Annotated in this window: 15 protein-coding genes and 1 pseudogene; 10 read left to right on the top strand and 6 right to left on the bottom strand. The window is 47.6% G+C overall.

Features of this window, described 5'->3' with window-relative positions; genetic code table 11:
• Positions 1-105 precede the first annotated feature (105 nt).
• On the top strand, positions 106-2,670 hold the full coding sequence (locus tag ICC18_RS18615; RefSeq protein ID WP_188175937.1) for a LamG-like jellyroll fold domain-containing protein: 2,565 nt from the start codon (positions 106-108) through the stop codon (positions 2,668-2,670).
• A gap of 195 nt (positions 2,671-2,865) precedes the next feature.
• Here ICC18_RS18615 and ICC18_RS18610 read toward each other — a convergent pair.
• The 4 genes and pseudogenes from ICC18_RS18610 to ICC18_RS18595 form a co-directional block, all read right to left on the bottom strand.
• Positions 2,866-3,015: pseudogene (locus ICC18_RS18610) on the bottom strand (IS5/IS1182 family transposase); the annotation flags it as partial.
• Positions 3,016-3,134: 119 nt separating this feature from the next.
• A complete protein-coding gene (locus ICC18_RS18605; RefSeq protein WP_188175936.1) occupies positions 3,135-3,608 on the bottom strand; it encodes an SRPBCC family protein in 474 nt (157 codons plus the stop codon).
• Between the two features lie 116 nt (positions 3,609-3,724).
• Positions 3,725-4,165, bottom strand: coding sequence for an SRPBCC family protein (locus tag ICC18_RS18600; protein ID WP_188175935.1), 441 nt, complete (start codon positions 4,163-4,165; stop codon positions 3,725-3,727).
• Positions 4,158-4,667 carry a MerR family transcriptional regulator gene (locus tag ICC18_RS18595; RefSeq protein WP_188175934.1) on the bottom strand — a complete coding sequence of 170 codons (510 nt, stop codon included), beginning with the start codon at positions 4,665-4,667 and terminating at the stop codon, positions 4,158-4,160. Before ICC18_RS18595 ends, ICC18_RS18600 begins: the two co-directional genes overlap by 8 nt.
• Positions 4,668-5,258: 591 nt before the next feature.
• Here ICC18_RS18595 and ICC18_RS18590 point away from each other — a divergent pair.
• Positions 5,259-5,477, top strand: coding sequence for a helix-turn-helix domain-containing protein (locus ICC18_RS18590; RefSeq protein WP_188175933.1), 219 nt, complete (start codon positions 5,259-5,261; stop codon positions 5,475-5,477).
• Between the two features lie 3 nt (positions 5,478-5,480).
• On the opposite strand, the gene ICC18_RS18585 is transcribed toward ICC18_RS18590, so the two are convergent.
• A complete protein-coding gene (locus tag ICC18_RS18585; protein WP_312029556.1) occupies positions 5,481-6,191 on the bottom strand; it encodes a TetR/AcrR family transcriptional regulator in 711 nt (236 codons plus the stop codon).
• Between the two features lie 245 nt (positions 6,192-6,436).
• Between ICC18_RS18585 and ICC18_RS18580 the strand changes: the two genes are divergently transcribed.
• The 8 genes from ICC18_RS18580 (at position 6,437) to ICC18_RS18545 (ending at position 15,703) form a co-directional block, all read left to right on the top strand.
• Positions 6,437-7,408 carry a lysylphosphatidylglycerol synthase transmembrane domain-containing protein gene (locus ICC18_RS18580; RefSeq protein ID WP_188175932.1) on the top strand — a complete coding sequence of 324 codons (972 nt, stop codon included), beginning with the start codon at positions 6,437-6,439 and terminating at the stop codon, positions 7,406-7,408.
• A 7-nt stretch (positions 7,409-7,415) separates the two neighbouring features.
• Positions 7,416-8,876: an alkaline phosphatase family protein gene (locus tag ICC18_RS18575; protein ID WP_188175931.1), complete on the top strand. Its 1,461-nt coding sequence runs from the start codon at positions 7,416-7,418 to the stop codon at positions 8,874-8,876.
• Positions 8,869-9,636 carry a glycosyltransferase family 2 protein gene (locus ICC18_RS18570; protein WP_188175930.1) on the top strand — a complete coding sequence of 256 codons (768 nt, stop codon included), beginning with the start codon at positions 8,869-8,871 and terminating at the stop codon, positions 9,634-9,636. Before ICC18_RS18575 ends, ICC18_RS18570 begins: the two co-directional genes overlap by 8 nt.
• Complete coding sequence (locus tag ICC18_RS18565) at positions 9,626-11,179, top strand: nucleoporin-interacting protein (RefSeq protein ID WP_188175929.1); 1,554 nt, start codon at positions 9,626-9,628, stop codon at positions 11,177-11,179. Before ICC18_RS18570 ends, ICC18_RS18565 begins: the two co-directional genes overlap by 11 nt.
• Positions 11,180-11,293: 114 nt before the next feature.
• Positions 11,294-12,334, top strand: a complete 1,041-nt coding sequence (locus ICC18_RS18560; RefSeq protein ID WP_188175928.1) for a hypothetical protein — start codon at positions 11,294-11,296, stop codon at positions 12,332-12,334.
• 49 nt (positions 12,335-12,383) lie between these two features.
• Positions 12,384-13,865, top strand: coding sequence for a copper amine oxidase N-terminal domain-containing protein (locus ICC18_RS18555; RefSeq protein WP_188175927.1), 1,482 nt, complete (start codon positions 12,384-12,386; stop codon positions 13,863-13,865).
• An 86-nt stretch (positions 13,866-13,951) separates the two neighbouring features.
• Entirely contained in the window at positions 13,952-14,869 is a 918-nt protein-coding gene (locus ICC18_RS18550) for an FTR1 family iron permease (RefSeq protein WP_188175926.1), read from the top strand.
• A gap of 45 nt (positions 14,870-14,914) precedes the next feature.
• Positions 14,915-15,703 carry a hypothetical protein gene (locus tag ICC18_RS18545; RefSeq protein ID WP_188175925.1) on the top strand — a complete coding sequence of 263 codons (789 nt, stop codon included), beginning with the start codon at positions 14,915-14,917 and terminating at the stop codon, positions 15,701-15,703.
• A 30-nt stretch (positions 15,704-15,733) separates the two neighbouring features.
• On the opposite strand, the gene ICC18_RS34355 is transcribed toward ICC18_RS18545, so the two are convergent.
• The gene (locus ICC18_RS34355) at positions 15,734-15,865 is read right to left on the bottom strand and encodes a hypothetical protein (protein ID WP_262495878.1); all 132 of its coding nucleotides are present in this window, start codon (positions 15,863-15,865) and stop codon (positions 15,734-15,736) included.
• Between the last annotated feature and the right edge of the window lie 46 nt (positions 15,866-15,911).

The following is a 15,911-nucleotide window of genomic DNA, read 5'->3' as shown; positions in this document are numbered from 1 at the left end:
CGCTTTATGACCTGTAAGTAAATCCAACAATAGGAGGGATTCATAGTTTTAAAGAGTATTAGACGTGAATTTAATTTTTTTTCAAAGAGAGAGGAGAACATCTAAATGAGTAAAAGTTTGGTAAGAAAATTTACACTTGTATTCTTAATGCTTTTATTAATGATACCAAGTTCTGCTTTTGGTAATGGTACAGACAATTCCGCCAGTCAGCCTAGCGAAAATAGTAATAAACCACACGTTGATTACCAAGGCGAAGCGCCTGATTTTCAAAATGTATCTGTCCATGATCCCTCAATCGTAAAAAATGGGGATACATATTACGTGTTCGGCTCTCATATTGAGGCTGCCAAGTCAACGGACTTAATAAATTGGAAGACTTTCACCAATGGATATACAACACCTGAAAATAAGTTATATGGTGATTTATCAAAAAATCTAGCTGGTTCTTTTGCATGGGCCGGTGAAAATGATTCTGATAGTAAAGGCGGTTTTGCTGTTTGGGCTCCAGATGTTTTCTGGAATGAAAACTATATCAATGAGGACGGATCAAAGGGTTCTTATATGATTTATTATAGTGCATCATCTACTTATATCCGTTCCGCTATTGGTTATGCAGTATCTAAAGATATAGAAGGACCATATAAGTATGTTGATACCGTTATATATTCCGGTTTTACGAGAGAAGAAGCGTATGATGCCAATAGTAATGTTAATAAAAAATACACGAATACAAATATCCAAACTCTTATTGATAACGGTACCTTAGAAGGTCCAAGTTCCAGTTGGTTTAATAGTAATGGATCTTATGCTAATAGAACTTTTCCAAATGCAATCGATGCTAATTTGTTTTATGACAAGGATGGCAAGCTATGGATGACATATGGTTCATGGTCCGGTGGAATTTATGTCCTTGAAATCGATGAAAGATCAGGTAAAGCAATTTATCCAGGTGAAGATGGGACGACATCTGATGGCCGACTTGTCGATCGATATTTTGGAACAAAAATTGCAGGCGGATATGGTAAATCAGGTGAAGGTCCTTACGTTGTCTATGATAAGAATACTGGCTATTATTATCTATATGTAACGTATGGCTGGTTAGGCGCTGACGGCGGCTATAATATGAGACAATTCCGATCAACAAGCCCGGATGGTCCTTATGTAGATGCAAAAGGACAAGATGCGGTTTTACCAGGCAATGTTGATCATTCTCCTTATGGAAATAAAATTATGGGTAACTTCTTGTTTGAAAGAAAAGCGGGGGATCCCGGTACAGGAATTGGCGTAGGTTATCTTTCTCCTGGACATAATTCAGTTTTCTTAGATTCTGAAACAGGGCAGCAGTTTTTGGTTTTCCATAGCCGCTTCCCGCAAACAGGTGAGTTTCATGAGGTCCGGGTTCATCAAATGTTCATGAATAAAAATGGCTGGCCAGTGGTTGCACCGTACCGCTATGCCGGTGAAACGATTGAGAAGGTTAACAGACAAGACCTAATTGGGGAATATAAATTTATTAACCAAGAAAAAGATTATGGTGCAGAAATTAAAAAATCTGTATTCATCCGTTTAAATAAGGATAATACGATTTCTGGTGAAGTGACTGGTACATGGGCCAAAACTAGCCATAACCAAGCAGAAATAAAAGTAGATGGCATTACCTATGACGGAGTTTTCGTACGTCAATGGGATCCAACTTCAGAAAGTTATGTGATGAGCTTTACTGCATTGTCAAATGAAGGTGTATCTGTGTGGGGAAGTAAACTGCTTGATAAAACGGATGAAGAAATTGTAGCCGATGTTGTAAATGATTTGAATCTTGGTGACATAGAGAAAGTCATTTCCAATCTGACACTTCCTTCAGAAGGTACTCGAAATACTCAAATCTCATGGCAGACATCAAATCCTAACGTTGTATCTGATACAGGTGTAATTAATCGACCGGAGGCTGGTTCTAATTCTGTGAATGCTACTCTTACTGCTACCATCTCTAAAGGAGATGTAAAAGCCACAAAAGTCTTTCATATTACTGTACTACCCTACCAAGAGGCAGAGTTAGTTGCTCAATATTCATTTGAAAATGACCTGAATGATCTTATAGGTAATTTTGGTGCGGGAACTGAAACCGGGGACAGAATTAATAATACAGGCGGAACAATTACTTATGTTGACGGTAAGAATGGTAAAGCTGCAGCGTTTAATGGAGACTCTGGTATACGGTTGCCAAATGGACTAATCTCTAGCAATAAGTACTCTGTGTCGCTTTGGTTAAAACCTGAACAATTAACTATGTATACCACCACTTTCTTTGGAGCCGCAGACCCTAATAACTGGGTAAGCCTTGTTCCGAATGGGCCGGCAGGCGGAAACACTATGATCTGGTCAGGCAGTACAAGATGGTATGATGCGCCTACAGGTTTAACCGTCAAAACTGGCGAGTGGACGCATTTGGCTTTTTCTGTTGATAACGGTACGATTATTGTTTATGTCAACGGTGTTCCAAAGTTTACAGGAACAAACTTCTCAAATATTTTTACTACTACCAATGCCAGCTTCAGTTTAGGAGTCAACTGGTGGGATACACCATTCAAAGGCTTAATGGACGAATTGCGCATTTATGAAGGCGCCTTAACTCCTTCACAAGTTACTAACTTAGCTCAGACAGACCAATAGTCATTATAATAAAGACGGAAAAGAATATCTTGATTATAATCATTTAAAAAACACTGCCTAAAAATGGAGGCCAATGAAGAACTTGTAGTTTTTCGAATCAGCTAAGAGGTACAGATAAAAAGACGACCTTTAATCCCAGTTTTTGGGGTTAGGGTCGTCTTTCCACTCTCTAGGCTAGTCTATCTATTTAGTTTCTTACTTCATTAGCTTCAATATTCGTTTTAGATTAACCGTAAATACGGTCATAGCACCTTGGAGCTCCATCCCTAATAGACCCGAGGATGTGGCTACATCATACCCGTGCCTGTGCTTAAGTTCGCTGTTCTTTGCTTCAATTTTGTAGCGTTAGCAATCCCCTAAGGGTCACCCTGAAGGTGCCCAACCTCAAAACGATACGATCTCATCCTCGCGAAATAAATAGCGGGCTATTACCGGGGGTATCAATACGAGGCTGGCTCTTACTTTTATGACATACTTGCCAGATGCTCCTCAAGACGATCCATGGTCTGTTCGCCACCTGGGACGGCATATGTTTTCACCTTATCGAATACATCGGCATTTTCTTCAAAAACTGTGCTATAAGTGAGTTTGGTCTTGCCATCCAGTTCCTCAAAGACTGCTGTCGCCAGAAAATGGGGAAACACATCATGTTTGAAGACGATTCGCTCGGGTTTAACAACCTCGACAAAGACGTTGGTGTTGGGATAATCAACGCCATCAGGACCGTGCATAATAAACTGCCATGTACCGCCCGGTTTCATATCAAACTTCTGAAAAGTCGTCGTAAATCCTCGAGGTCCCCACCACTTCGACAGGTGCTCCTCTTTCGTCCAAGCATCAAACACAAGATCGCGCGGAGTATCAAATACGCGGATGATCACAATCTCGCGTTCACCTACTTGCGTTGTCATTTTGTTTGTTGCATTGTTTTGGTTCATGTCCATCCCTCCAAAATTAATTTGACTTGTTGAAACCTATATCGCTAAGTATGCGAGGATGTTTGGAAGCTTACGGCTGGCTTAGCCCCAATTGATTTGCAATCTCTCCGCAACTTTCATTGCCCGTCCAGAGCGTCGCCGAGCTTGTCCAATAATAGTTTCGTTCCATGTTCCCGCAGTTCGGGCTTATCATGGCCATCCAGAAAAACACCCTGCTCTGTGTAGACCAACCGTGTGCCGCCGCCCTCTGGTTTGAACTCCACCGTCGTCACGGAGACGGATAACCGCGTTTCTTCCATGTCCAGCGTGTACGAGTAGACAATGCGTCTATCCGGAACGATCTCCTGATAGCAGGCGTCGAAAGTGAAGACAGGGCCTCCCGGCGGACCTCCACGGCTGTACTCTCGTCCTCCTACGCGGAAATCGAACTCGTCGGCTTTCGGGAACCAGACGGCTTTGGCGGCCTGGCCCGCCCAAGCGGCGAATACCCGAGAAGTCGAATGCTTATAGTTCCTTTCGATGACGAAAGTGGTATGTTTGGCAGATGGTTCATTCATGGTCGAATCCTCCTTGGCCGGGTTCTCCCGGATGTTCGTCTAAATATGCGCCGAGTTGGTCGAGATGGAGATTCCAGCTCGACTTCTTCTCGTCAAAATACTTCTCATGATTCATCCTCATTGTCAGCATGATTTTTGTGAAATATTCAACTGTCAACGGTTCGTTTCTGTGCATCCGGCTTGATACATTCTCGAGCTCGTGCAAAAGCTTCTGTTGCATACGAATGTTTTCTTTCAGCCGTGCTATTTGAAGGGATACAGTGTCTAACAGGCTGAGCTGATCACCTGCCATAACGGCTTTAATTTGCTCCAGAGACAGCCCTAACTCCTTCAAGGACAGAATTTGCTGCAGACGCGAAATGTCCGTTTCCGTATAGAGCCTGTAACCGGAATTAGAATAGCCGGATGGCGAAAACAAACCGATTTGATCGTAAAATCGTAAAGTGCGAATCGTTAGACCCGTTAATTTCGCAAGTTCTCCAACCTTCCACTCTCGTTGCATGATCATCCCCTTTCTCGGGCGCCAGTTGTTTACCGGTATATTCACTATACACCGTTACGTAACGTAAGGGTCAAGTTTTTTAAACTAAAAGTGATTGTTTCATTAACAGAAAAACTCCGAACGTCTGCAGTTGAGTAAAATAAAACATAGCCCGTACCGATAAGGCTTTGAAAATAAAGGGAAACGATAGTTCAATCAATCAAGCAAGAAGGCAGCCGGCCAGATGATAGGGCACTGAAGAAGTAGTGTTTTTGAAAAAACCATGAATTTAGAGGGTTCAAATATGTCTCCCTACACGCAAAACGAGCCTTAGAAGTGATTCTAGAGGCTCGTTTTAATTTTATTATTTTAGAATCTAGAAATATCGGACTTTTTCAGTTCCCTCCAAAAATGGCAGTGTTTTTTTGAATGAAAAGCCTGCTGGCGCGGGAATGAGATAAAGTTCTTGTCATTTATGACATCATTTTGCAAATGGACAATGGAAGAAAATGTTCAGTATGCTAAAATAGCTACGATCAGAAAGTTACGGATCTTTTACGGATCTTATAAGTGTATGCGTACACTTCTAGTAAAAAGGGGAGGCCAAGCCAAGTGGAATTTAGACATAAACTGAAAGAGCTGCGGCAGCAGCAGGATCTCACGCTGCGTAAGCTTGGGGAAAAAGCGGGGGTCAGCTACTCCATCCTGAATGCCATTGAGAATGGGAGGATTAACCCCTCCGAAGATGTTGTGCTCGCTCTGGCTGCAGCGCTGAAGGTCCGGGACCGGGCAGAGCTGCTCGCCTTGGCGGGGCATAACTCATCGCAATAAACGTTACTTCAGACAAACCTGCTTCAAATAAGCGGTGAAGCTCTCGATGTTCATCTGCATATGCCGGTTGTCGCCTTCGAGCTTGCTCATCATAATGCCGCCTTCCAAGGTGGCAAATGCGAAAGTAGCAAGCGCGTCAACGTTAAGATCAGCTTTGAACTCTCCATTTTGAACACCTTCATGAATAATCGCTTTCATCGAGTCCAGCGTGCGGGCTAAGCCCTGCTGGGCTCTTTGGCGTAAGCCGGGATGGCCGTCGTCGCTTTCAATCGCCATGTTCAGCAGCGGGCATCCTCCGACAAATGGTGGTGCTTCCACAACCCGCTCGTATACGCGAAAATAAGCCAACAACTTATTCATCGCCGTTTCTTGCGCGGCAACCGCTTGCGTGAACTGACCGCCAACAATACTGGCCGCGTAGTTATAAGCTTCGAGCGCAATCTCATCCTTACTGGCAAAGTGGCGATAGATGCCGCCTTTTTTAATGCCTGTTCGCTCCGTAATATCAGACAGGGATGAGCCTGAGTAACCGTGCTGGTTAAAAAGCTCAGCAGATTTTGCAATGATATGCTTGCGGGTGTTTTCTCCTTTTTGCATCATTTCTTTAACAATTATCAGGTGCTGATCGGTGTCGATATCTTCATCTGTGCGCTCATCACGCTGGGTTATTTCTTGCTGTTTACCGCCAGCAGAAGACAGAATGTTCGGCTTCAATCCATAAAAGCCTCCGCCTGATTGATCAACCACGGGCAGAGGCTTTTGCCTTATCGCTCTACCCGTGTAAACGCATCCTATCATTCGGATACCAGCCAGGTCATTTGGGGGTCCGAATAGGTATAAATTCGTTGACGTACCCTCTAAAAGCACCTATACTTACGTTGATATTAATTCTCATTATCACTTATAGAAATCACACGCATGAATATCGATACACTTAAATGAGGAAGGTCAAAGCAGTGATGTTGACAAAAAAACAGCTCATCCGCTTAACGGCGCTCTTATTGGTCATCACTTCTGTCTATTTGACCTGGCGGTGGTTTGATGGGGCTGAATGGCTGCACGATGTGCGGCTTTTAGCCGATAGGCCCATATGGTTGGCGTTCATGTTCACCGTTTACTTGCTCTCGTTCTTGCTGAAGGCGGCAGCTTGGCGAATATATATAGGAACGAAAGCGAAATTCGGTATTTACTTCCATGCCATTAGTTACAGCTTATTGGTTAACCATCTGCTCCCTGTGAAGGCAGGAGACGCGGTTCGTACGGGGCTGTTCATGAAGCATTCAGGCAAATCGTGGGATGAAGCGCTGCATTCCGTTGCGGTCATGCGGCTCCTAGATATGCTTGTGCTGGGTGCGATCGGAGGCATAGGCATTATCAGTCTAGGGTTACCGGGCTCTTGGGTATGGATTTCCCTTCTGGCCATCGGTACCTTGCTTCTAGCAATTGCCCGATATGTCCCAGCCATTCAAAAAATCCCATTTCTATTGAAGCACGCCGCTTATTTTCATATGAAAATGTTATCGTCCAAAGGACTATTGATTGTAGGCCTTGTTACGTTAAGCTGGGTGCTGGAGGCGGGCGTCATTTACGCTATTGCTCACATATTCACCCTGCAGCTTAGCGGGCTATCTCTTGTCTGGGCCAACAGTATGACGATCGCCGGGCAAATCTTTCATATTACTCCCGGCGGTATTGGAACCTATGAGAGTACGATGAGCGGTTCGCTCGTCCTGCTGGGCATCGAGGGAAAGGATGCGTACCGGGCGGCGATCGTGTCCCATACGTTCAAATTCCTTTTCGCTTATACGCTCGGAGCTTACTCGCTTCTGCGCATGCCGCTTGGTTGGCTGGAGGTCAAAAGCTGGGTAAAGTCCGTTTTTCCAGGCAAACCGGTTAAAGAAGAACACAAATTACAAGGTTCGGAAGGATAGATAATTAATGAAAAAGGCTTCTTCATTTGAAATTGTAGCCGCACGCTGTTGGAACATGCTGAATGAAGGCAAACCGTTCACGCCTATTTTTGTGGCCGGCGTCTTCTTGCTTTATCATATCGGCGATTGGTCCGATGTCGGCTTTTGGAGCTCCGCAGGGCTCGGACTTCTCGTTACGTTACCATTATTCGTCATCTATTACTGTTACGATTATCCTTTATTTCTTCGCAATTATTTGTGGCTGCCGCTTATTGCTGCCCTGCTTATCTGGGATCGTCCCGATTTAACGCTTTACTTGCTGGCATTGGGGTTATTTTATTTCTTTACGATTTATTTCTGGGGTACGTTCTACTATCATCTGAGAATCGGCACCTCGTGGTGGAACTTCACCCGATTCTGGAAGCTAGTGTTGAAGAACAGCGATTCGACAAGCGGCAATGCGCAGGAGCAGATGCCGAAGTTTTTGCTGCTGCTTTTCGTATGGAACCATTTTTACGGGGAATTTGATCATGAGGCTTCGCCGGATGTCGTGAACGGGTTGCTTTTTGCCGCGGGATTATTGCTCTACAGCTTCATTCTCCACAGGAACCTGTTCGATTGGAAGCCTGCCGAAATTCCATCCTTCACGCGTGATTCGAGCAATGTGAAAACTGGAGGAGCGGCGCTGAACAAGAAAGTGATTGTCATTGTCGTTGACGGGATGCGCAAAGAGCGGTTCGAAGAGGCTGATGCACCATTCATGAAAAAGCTGAGAGCCGAAGGAACGGAGTACGCTCAGATGGAAACCGTATATCCGGCGCGCACGGTTGTCTGCTTCTCCTCCATGTTTACAGGTACTTATCCGCGGGAGCACGGCATTCGCTCCAATATGGTTTGGAAGCTGGGTATCCGGGTAGAGAGCATTTTTGATTCGCTGCGCAAAGTTGGCAAGAAAGGCCGGCTGCTTGGCATTGCGCATTTGATCGATTCGATGGGGGATGACGTCGAGAGCGTGACAGCGGTGATGCACAACGATGTGGCTGACCGCAATATCATCGAGCGCGCGAAGAAAATTATGGAGGAGCAAAATCCGGATCTGCTGGTTGCTCAATTGATTGGTGTCGATCAAACGGGTCATAGCCGAGGCGTATTATACGACGATTACACGCAAAAAATTGCAGAAGCGGACCGGCTGATTGAGGAATTCGTAGGCTGGCTGGAGCGAAAAGGCATGATGGACAATACGACGCTGATCATCTGCGCCGATCATGGGCAGGCAGACGGCATCGGGGGACATGGGCATCTGGACGAGGGCGAACGGTATGTTCCATTCTTCCTGCACGGTCCGACGATTCAGCAGGGACTTCGGATCGACGAGAAACACTCGCTCGTATCCATGGCGCCAACATTGGCGTACCTGCTCGGTGCACCTTTCCCAAGCCACAGCCGTGGACCTGTATTAACGGAGGCGATCAAACACCATGACTAAGAAAAAAATCATCGTCTTCATGCCCGCTCATAATGAAGAAGATAACATCGGCGGCGTCATTGCCCGGGTTCCGCGTGTTTTTCACTCGCATTATACGGTAGAGGTGCTGGTCATCGATGACGGCTCTACAGATGCAACCGTCCAAGTTGCCAGGGTAGGGGGAGCTGACCATATCGTTTCTTTCCCTCGCAATAAGGGTCTTGGTGCCGCTGTGCGGGAAGGGCTTCAACAGTGCTGCCTGCTGGGGGCCGACATTGGCATCATGATTGATGCCGATAACGAGTACCCGCCTGAGCAGATTCCAGACGTACTTGCTCCTATCATAGAGGGACGCGCGGATTATACGTTCGGCTCGCGGTTCAAAGGGCAGATACGAGGCATGAAGCTGCACCGCAGATTGGGCAACTATGTGTTTACCCTGCTGCAGGCTATACTGTTGCGCAGATGGATTTATGACGGTCAATCCGGCATGAGGGGATTCTCTCGCGAAGCGATGGAGCATGCCCATATTGTCCACGATTATAACTATGCCCAGGTTCTTACGTTGAATTTGGTTAGGCAGGGCTTCCGGCTTGCGGAAATTCCGATTTCTTATCAAGTCCGTACGAAGGGGCAGTCTTTCATCAAGTTCAGGCAGTACGTAACTTCAGTTCTCCCTGCGATCTACAAAGAGATGAGAAGTCCTGTCTCCAGACGCAAGCATGAAGCGGTCGTTGTTCATGAGCCTCATGATGAAAGGAAGCAGGTCTATGAGGCGTAAAGCCGCCTCCGCCTCTGCTACCACTGCGTTGTTCGCAATAGCTGTGATGGTGGCAGCAACGTGCCTCAGCGTGTTCTACGCCAGTCCCTTCGCTCGTACGTGGGACGAGGTTGATTTTGCATTGGCGCTTCAGCGGTATGATTTGCTGGCGATGCAGCCGCATTTTCCGGGCTATCCCTATTTCATATTGGGCGGCTGGCTTTTCCATCGCTGGGTGAACGATCCCGTCCAAGCTTTGGCTATATTCAACTCCGCCATGGCGCTAAGCTCGGCGGTTCCGATGGCGCTTTTGGCACACCGCTGCACGAGCGGGGGAGTCAAGAGCTTGCTGCTGCCTGCACTCGTTCTGACAAGTCCCTATCTTTGGCTGATGGCCGCAAGGCCGATGTCCGAGTGCGCAGGAATGGCCTTGCTCTGGTGGTATCTATGGAGTGTTCGCTATGCGATGGATCGTCCGATTTCGCTTCCTCGTCATATGCTTGCACTGTTCATGTTCGGATTACTGATGGGAACTCGGCTATCGTTTTTTCCATTCGGGCTGGCGCTGCTTCCGCTCTGGATGGCCATCATAGAACAGGAGGGCGGCCGGCTGCGTCGCTGGGGTCGGTTAGGCTTCTCGGCGGCGATGACGGTGCTGTTCCAGCTGATTTGGGTAGCTGGATTGATTTTATCCGAAGGCACCTTGTCCGGTTTCTGGAAGTTGTCTTTTGCTTTTGTGGCGGGCCATTTCTCGGAGTGGGGCGGCGGAGTCGTGTCCATCCCGATGCCGCTCGGCGAGCGGTTGGTTAGGCTTCTAGGACTTAATCTGTTCGAGTCATCGCTTACGGGCGGCTCAGCGGTCATTGGAGCGCTGCTATCGCTTGTAGCATTGGCCCCATTGGCCTCATTTGCATGGCGTCCTCTGCTTACCCGTGGGTATCATTGGAGTACGAACCAGAAATTCATGTTATGGCTTGCAGGCTGCGCCTTATTATATGCTTTGTGGGCTTTATTCGGACAAAATATTGAGAAACCTCGTCATGTCGTTCCCGTAGTCGCACCGCTGCTGCTTATTCTCTACGTGGCTGCCGTTCGGACGGCAGAGGCATTGAGCAGCGAGAGGCGTACTGTTCAGCCGCAACTTAGGCGGATAGCTTCCGGACTAATCAACATATTGTTGATTGTTCTCATTAGCATACAATTCGTATACGGAGCGCAGCTGCAGAAGCAGCAAGCAGGCGAGGAGCCGGCGGTCTATCAGCTTCACCGATATGTAAGCTCGCAGCATGAGCCTCTTGTCTTATTTACCTGGGAGGAAACCAGAGTGCTGCAATACTTGGGAGCGGCATACGATCATCAACGAATCTATACATACGGGTATTTTTTGGCGATTGCGCAAGCGGAGCCGGGTCGGCGTGTGCTGCTCACAGACCATGTTGTCCAGGGATTCGAGGATCAAGGCAAACCGATTCGTGATCACGTTAAAAAGATGGCTGAGTTCAAGTCCGCTCTCCTGTTCGACCCGGTATACGCGGAGATTACTTTGTACGAATGGATTCGTTAGGCAAACCTTTAATTTGTCTCGACAATCAGGTAAATAGTGGTTGACAAATATTATAGACAATGATTATCATTATCAATGACTACTTGGTTGATTTCGTCATACAGGGGTGAAAACATGAAAAAATGGCTTCTAACTAGCCTGATGTTAGTTCTAGCGGCGTTGATCGTCATACCGTCCTCGGCGTTAGCCTACTCCTATGGCGACGCCAACACGGAAGATGTCGCGGAAACGTTCAAACTGGTGCAGACTAGTTTAGGAGATGGCGCGAACGATTGGAACGCTGCACAAGAGGCTTACAAGGTGCGAAGAGCAGAGATCGCCGCACACTTCGGCGAAGAGGTTGCTGTTACGCTGGACACCAATTTTCAAGCAAAAGACAATAAAGCGGTGGTGTCTAATTTCAAAGCCGTGCTCGTGATGAACTTGGAGCGGCGGTTCACGTATGCCTCCAAGGGCCTTGACGATTACGCCCAGGCGAAGCTGCTGCTTGCTAAGGCCAAGGCGACCTTCGATACGCTTCAGCCTTACATCGGATCGGGTTCGGACGACATCAACAAAGCTTTCGATGTTGCACTCGATGCGTTGGGTAATCCTGGACTGTTCGGTGTAGGGAAGAAAGAAGTGCAGCCGGAAGTTTTCAAAGAAAAGGTCAACTTTATTTACAACAAGGTAAAACCGCTGTTCCCTTATAAAGCGGCAGTTAAAACTGCTGCTCCTAGCGAACCGGCGCCAACTGCGAAACCGCAGGAAACCCCTAAAGCGGAAGCTGCAGTATCGTCAAAGCCGGAGCAGCAAACTCCAGCGAGCAAAGGCCAAGAGGCCAAGCCTGCCGAGTCCAAGCAGCCTGATGCGGCTGTAACGGCGACAGGGACGTTGGCGCCTGAGTCTTCTGCAAGCGCAGCGGCAAGCAGCACCCCGGCGCCGACTACGGATACGGCCCAGGCGACCCCAGCCGCTGAAGCATCAGCTAAGCCTGCTGAAACGCCTGCCGGAAGCGAAGCCGCGAAGGCAGAGCCCGCTAAGGAAGCGGCAGCTCATGCTCCCATGCAGCGCACAGACAAGACGAATCCGCTCGTCAGCATTGCGGTTATCGGAGCTGTCATCGTAGTGCTCGGGGGCGGTGTATGGTTTGCCCGGAAGAAAAAGTGGATTTAAAGTCTTGAACATACCAACCAATTCAAATTTGAAAGAGGGATACTTGAAGATGCGTAAATTATTAGCTGTTGCACTAAGTGTTTCGTTAACATTATCGAGCGTTGTTACATTGACTTCCGCCGCCTTTGCGGAAAGCAAATTCCAAATTACTGAAGATCAGGAAGTAGCCGCAAGAGTCAAAGCATTTGCTGATATTAAGGCACTATTTACAGATAAAACCGTACTGACAGATGTTCAGAAATTATATGTTGATAAATTCCAAACCGATATTAAACGCATCGATACTACGATTAAAGCAGACGACCCTAAGATCGATACCAACATTACGCTTGTCTTGAACAGTGCGATCAAAGGCGATTTGAGCGTAGCTCAAGCGAAACAAGCGATCGATAAAGGCTTGCAATGGTACTTCTATTTCGCTGTGCGTGATTTGATGAACAACCAAGTGCGCCCTGCAATGACCAAAGGCGATAAAGTAGGCGCGAAAACGGCTTTTGATAAAGTAGTCCAAATCTATGAAGGCGCACTGCAGGCAACTGTAGAGAAACGCGACACGAAATATAGTCTGAACATGGTTCCGGTCCTGAAAGGAACGATCGAACAAATTCAGAAAGATATTAACGACGGTAATTTGAATGATTTTAACGTTCATCGTCAAGTGCTCGATAAGACGCTGATTAAAACTTACACACTTGCCACATTTACATATGCGGAAAGCGTTGCAACTAAGCCAGCGGCAGATCAGCCTGCAGCCATTACAGAGGGTTACTTCCTCTTCATGCCGGTTTACACTTATTTGAGAGGCGGCAGCATTGCCGATGCTAACTTTGTGAAAGACGCATTTGCATCAGGAGATGCAAGTAAAATCAAAAAAGAAGAAATTCAAGCAGCACTGCACCGCACATTGATCGGTAAAGTATCCGAATATGTGAACCAAGCGTTCACAAAGCTTGAAGCCGGCGACCTGCAAGGCGCGCGCGGTTACGCGATGGAAGGCAACATGTTCCTGGCTGCCCAAGAAGTATTCCTGGGTAAAGAAAAGTTTGCCGCAGCGGTTGAGTCGGCGCAAAAGTTCACAACTGCAGTCGATAGCTCCGATCTTGCTGCAGCGAAGCTGTACGGATTCCAAGTGCTTAAGCATCAGGTTGTAAAAGACGGCTCCAGCCTGAAAATTGGGAGCAAGGACTATCAAGTGGATGGCGCTGCATTCACAGCGGAAAATGCCCCATTCATCAATGAAGTAAGCGGCCGCACACTGGTGCCGGTTCGTGTCATCGCACAGGCTGTTCAAGCTCAAGTTGATTGGGTAGATGCTACTAAAACAGTCGTAATCGTTAAAGACGGCAAGAAAACAGAAATTACGCTCGGTTCCGACCAAGTTGTGCAAAACGGCGAAGTTAACGCGAAAGTGAAGCTGGATCAACCGGTCGTAATCGTGAACGGCAGCTCGTTCATCCCGCTGCGCGCCGTGGCTGAGCTGTTCGGCAAACGCGTATTTTTCCAAGATGGCGAGATCATCATTCTTCGTTAATTCATACGAAGCCGTAAGACACTTGTGCCTGGCAGGCGCAGGTGTTTTTCGGCGTCATAGGCTAGACAGGGAAAGGGGAGAGAAGATTGGATTTACAGGCATTCTTGATTACGTTTCGCGAAGCGCTTGAGGCCATTCTCATCGTTGGCGTTATCCTTACATATTTAACCCGCATTGAAGCGACGCGCTGGCATAAGTGGGTATGGGTTGGGGTATTCTTAGCGCTGCTTGCCAGTTATGGCTTGGCGCTGGTGTTCCAGATTTTGCTTACCGGCTTTGCCGCCATGGGCAGTCAAAATTATTTGAAAATCGGCATCATGCTCATCTCATCCGGCTTGCTGACGCATATGATCATGTTCATGGGAAGACAAAGCAGCGAGCTGCAGGGGAAGGTTCAAAGTAAAATCGCACACATTCTGACCATCGGCGGCGCCGTGAATATGGTCGTCCACTCCTTCCTCGTCGTCGTGCGCGAAGGCGTGGAGACCGTGTTTTTCTTCGCTGCCATTACTGGCGGCGATATCCAGAAAGCGCTGCAAAGCTGGGGAGCGCTCGGTGGGCTGATTTTAGCTATGATTATCGGTATCTTGTTCTTTAAAGGAACGAGGAAAGTCAGATTGCGTACATTCTTCAGGGTAACGGCTGTCTTTCTTATGATGATTTCTGCCGGTTTGTTCGTTCAGGCGATTGGCATTATGCAGGACTTGGGCATACTAGGCAGCTTATACCGGACAGCAGGCAATGAAATCGGTGAAATTTACAATATGACCGGCCTTATGGCCGAGCATCCGATCGATGCCGTCCAATATCTCCGCGATACGGGTCAGGCGCCGCTCATTAACGGGCAGGTCGGTATCTTTTTCAAAGCGTTTCTGGGTTACACGCAGAATCCTTCGTTGGAGGAATTCCTCGGTTATTGGGGATACTACTTCTTGGTGTTTATTTTGCTTGGTGTGCAGAAGAAGCGCCATGAGCGTGAGGCCGAAGCTAAGGTGGAGGCGTAGGATAGATGGGTTGCTTATGCGGACAACGAGGGGCGAGATGCTAAGATGAGAGTAGGGATAATTGGTTACGGCCATGTCGGTAAAGCGATACATGCGCTTTTTCCGAGCGCAGCGATTTACGATGAGCCCATGCAAATAGGAAGCAAAGCCGTGGTCAACGAAAGCGATGTCGTATTCGTCTGTGTACCGACGCCTCCGCGCCAGGACGGTACGTGCGATACATCCATTGTCGAGGAAGTTATCGCCTGGCTGGCAGCCAAAGTGATCGTCATCCGCTCGACGGTTCCAGTAGGGTTCACGGACCAGCAGAAGGAAGCAACGGGCAAGCGTATCGTGTTTCAGCCGGAGTATTACGGTGAAACTGTGGACCACCCGTTTGCTGATCTGCATTATCGGACATGGCTTACGTTTGGCGGAGCTGCGGAGGATGTCCGCCTTGTCATCGGTGCGTACCAACAGGTGTATAATGCCGAAGTCAGAATCAGGATAACCGATGCGAAGACAGCGGAGCTCGCCAAGTATATGGAGAATTGCTTCCTGGCGCTCAAGGTTACGTTTTGTAATGAGTTCTTTGATATCGCTGGCGCACACGGAATCGATTATAACGAGCTGCGGGAAGTATGGCTGGAGGATCCGAGAATCGGCAGAAGCCACACGTTTGTCTATGAGGAGAAGCGCGGCTATGCCGGCAAATGCTTGCCGAAGGATGTGAGCGCTCTCATTGGTCTGGCAGAAGAGAAGGGCGTCAACGTGGATTTAATGAAATCCGTCGATAAGAGAAACTGCGATTTCCGCGCCAGAGCGATGTCCGGCGATAGCTGTAACAAAGCTTAGAAGTTCCCAACCTACGGGAACTTTTTTGTTTTATTCGTATTGACGAATTGACTTCGCGTAGAAAAAAGCGAGAATGCCAAGCGTATACATACCGATTTCTAAAGTTCCGAATACCCGCCCCTGCAAGGCGGATTTCGTTTCCAAACGCAAGATCGTTTGCAACGGTTTTTCTGCGTAAAGTCAGGCTCGATTGCGAAAAGAAGTTATG

The sequence above is a fragment of the Paenibacillus sedimenti genome (genome assembly GCF_014534655.1).
GTDB lineage: Bacteria > Bacillota > Bacilli > Paenibacillales > NBRC-103111 > Paenibacillus_E > Paenibacillus_E sedimenti.
The sequence above is the reverse complement of the archived record's forward strand: the minus strand, read 5'-3'. Positions and strand labels throughout refer to the sequence as shown.